General features: G+C 71.3%; 2 protein-coding genes and 1 pseudogene. All 3 read left to right on the top strand.

Annotated elements, in window-relative coordinates; all coding sequences use genetic code 11:
* Positions 1 to 6 precede the first annotated feature (6 nt).
* Entirely contained in the window at positions 7 to 498 is a 492-nt protein-coding gene (locus AC2W7A_RS10700) for an NUDIX hydrolase (protein ID WP_485991339.1), read from the top strand.
* Positions 499 to 533: 35 nt separating this feature from the next.
* A complete protein-coding gene (murJ, locus tag AC2W7A_RS10705) occupies positions 534 to 2,465 on the top strand; it encodes a murein biosynthesis integral membrane protein MurJ (RefSeq protein WP_485991338.1) in 1,932 nt (643 codons plus the stop codon).
* Positions 2,466 to 2,581: 116 nt separating this feature from the next.
* Positions 2,582 to 3,309 (top strand): annotated as a pseudogene (locus AC2W7A_RS10710) (hypothetical protein); the annotation flags it as partial.

The raw sequence follows: 3,309 nt of genomic DNA on the forward strand, positions 1-3,309 counted from the left end.
CCCCGCCTGCCGGCCACCGGCCGCGGGTGCCCGCCGCGCCCCCTGCCCACCGTGGAGGAGGTGTCCGCCGGCGGCATCGTGATCCGCGAGCACCGCGACGGGCTCGAGGTGGCGATCATCGCCCGCTACAACCGCGGCGGCCGCCTTGAGTGGTGCCTGCCCAAGGGCCACCCGGAGGGCCGGGAGGACCACCGCGAGGCCGCGACCCGCGAGGTCGAGGAGGAGACCGGCATCGCCGGGGAGATCCTCGAGCCGCTCGGCTCCATCGACTACTGGTTCACCGTCTCCCGCCACCGTGTGCACAAGACCGTCCACCACTACCTGCTGCGCGCCACGGGCGGCGAGCTGACCACGGAGAACGACCCGGACCAGGAGGCGGTGGACGTCGCCTGGGTCCGTCTGGAGGAGGTCGGCCGCCGGCTGTCCTTCGCCAACGAGCGTCGGATCGTGGACCTCGCCCGTAGGATCGTCCACCAGCACTTCCCCGCAGACGGCTGACGCCGCCTCCTGACCCCTCTCTCCGGAAGCGAGTCATGAGCACCCCCTCCTCCTCCGCCGCAGACCGGCATCCGAAGAACGACGACGGCACCACGGCGCCCGTGGTCACCTCGCCCACCGACGTGGTCGGGGATCCCGCGCCCGCCACGGGTCCGCTGCCCGTGACGAATGGGGCCGGGGGCACCCGGGGGAAGGACGGTGCCGCTGGGAAGGACGGGGCCGCGGCCGGATCCGCGGAGCGGGACCACGTCCCCGCCGGCGAGAGGAACATGGCGCGGTCCTCCGCGATCATGGCGGCCGGCACCCTGATCTCTCGCGTCCTGGGCTTCGTCCGTGCCGCCCTGCTCACCGTGGCGATCGGCTCGACCGCCCTGGTGGCGGACGTGTTCGAGTCCGCGAACACCATCCCGAACGTGATCTACATGCTGCTGGCCGGCGGCGTGTTCAACGTGGTGCTGGTGCCGCAGCTGATCAAGCACGCGAAGGACGCGGACCGCGGCGCGGACTACACCTCCCGGCTGATGACGCTGGTGGTGCTGGTGATGGCGGGCTTCACCGCGCTCATCACCATGGCCGCGACCCCGATCATGTGGGGTCTGACGAGCAACTGGACCCCCGGGATGCTCGCCCTGGGCACCGTCTTCGCGCTGTGGACGCTGCCGCAGGTGTTCTTCTACGGCGTGTACGCGGTGGCCGGGCAGGTGCTGAACGCGAACGGCCGCTTCGGCGCCTACATGTGGGCGCCCGTGCTGAACAACGTGGTGGCGATCGCCGCGATCGTCCTGTACCTGGTGATGTTCGGCCGCTACGCCGGCGGGGACCAGCTGGCGGAGTGGACCACCACGCAGACGGTCATCCTGGCCGGGGGCCACACCCTGGGCATCGTCACCCAGGCGCTGATCCTCTTCCTGCCGCTGAGGCGGCTCGGCCTCGGCCTGCGCCCGAAGTTCGGGTGGAAGGGCATCGGCCTGCGCCAGACCGGCGCCCTGGCCGGATTCACGCTGTTCACCATGCTGATCGGCAACACGGTCAACCTGCTGTGCGCCCGCATCATCACCGGAGCCACCGCCGCCCGCGCGGACGCGGCCTCCCGCGCGCCGGGCACCGAGGGCTGGTCCGAGGCCATGGCCCAGGCCGCCATCCCCGGCCTGAACGCCTACAACATGGCCATGCTGATCGCGATCCTGCCGCACTCGGTGTTCGTGGTGTCCATGGCCACCGTGCTGTTCAACCGGCTGGCCCGATCGGTGGGAGCCCAGGACATGGCGGCGGTGCGCGCCACCACCGGCCAGGGCCTGCGGGCCTTCTCCGTCCCCCTGGTGTTCTCCACGGTGGCGATGATCGTGCTGGCCGGACCGCTCGGACGCATCTTCGGCTCGGCCGCGGAGACGGCGCTGCCGGCCGGCATCGCGATCGGTCAGGTGCTGCTGATCCTGGCAGTGGGGCTGCCGTTCCGCTCGGCGGGCTTCTACCTGATGCGCGCCTTCTACGCGGCGGAGGATGCGAAGACCCCGATGGTCATCCAGGTGACCTCCGCGCTCGGCATGCTGGTGCTGGCCTACGCCGGTGCGTTCTACCTGCCCGACTGGTCCCTGGCGTACTGGATCGCCGCCGTGGGCACCCTGTCCCACGTGTACACGTTCCTGGCCTCGCACGTGCTGGTGGTCCGCCGGTTCGGCGACTACGACTTCGCCGGCGTCGTCCAGGCCCATGCGAAGACCGGCCTGGCCGCTGGCGTGTCCGGGATCGTGGGCGGCGTGGCCGTGTGGCTGCTCGGCGGCTACTCCGGCGGGTTCGCCTGGGACTCCATCCTCAACGCGATCGTCACCTGTGCGGTGGCCGGCACGGTCATGGGCATCGTGTACGTGATCGGGCTGCGGACGCTGAAGATGCAGGAGCTGGAGATGGCGGCACGGCCGCTGGCCGCCCGCATTCCGGCGCTCGGCCGCGTGCTCGGCATCCGCTGACCCCGGCCTCACTCCTCCCTGGTGTTCGCGGTCACTGGCTCTAGGATGGGGAGAAATGCGCACATGGCCGTCCCCCGCAGGGGTGCGCAGCGCAGCCGTCTTGTGAGAGGAATCCCGTGCCCCAGTCGATCGAAGTCGGATCCGTGCTCGGTGGTCGCTACCGCATCACCGATCATGTGGTGACCTCCGCCGACCAGGATCTGGTGTTCACGGGCCTGGACCAGGTCCTGAACCGCCGCGTGACGGTGCTGGTCGCCTCCCTGGAGAACGCGACGCAGGTCGCCTCCTCCGCCCGCGAGCTGGCCACGGGTGAGCGTCAGGACGACATCCAGGTGCTGGACCTCGGCCTGTCCGAGGGCCACACCTACCTGATCGCCGGCGGAAACCCGGACCCGGACGTGCTGCTGGGCCTGGCCTACCCTCAGGAGACCTACGTCGAGCCGTTCCAGACGGACACCCTCGGCTCCGAGATCTTCGGCACCTCCCGTGACGCCGAGGCCCACGAGTACGACGACGACGAGGCCTACTACACCGAGCTCGACGAGCGGGTCCGCGCCGACCAGGAGCAGCACTCCCGCCGCCCCGGCTTCCTGAACCGGCTCTCGGACCGTCTGTCCGAGCGCATGAACTCCTCCTCGGACGGCTCCGCCGCCCGCGAGGCCGCCGGAGCCTCCGCCCTGGCCGCGGCCGGATCCGCCGCCAAGGCCCAGGAGGAGGAGAAGCGCAAGGCCGAGGAGAAGCGCCGCCGCGCCGAAGAGGCCGAGCGCGCCCGCCGCGAGGAGGAGCGCCGCCGCGCCGAAGAGGCGGAGCGCGCCCGGCAGGAGGAGGAGCGCCGTGCTCAGGA

The organism is Micrococcus sp. LASM2_SD2, from assembly GCF_057364565.1.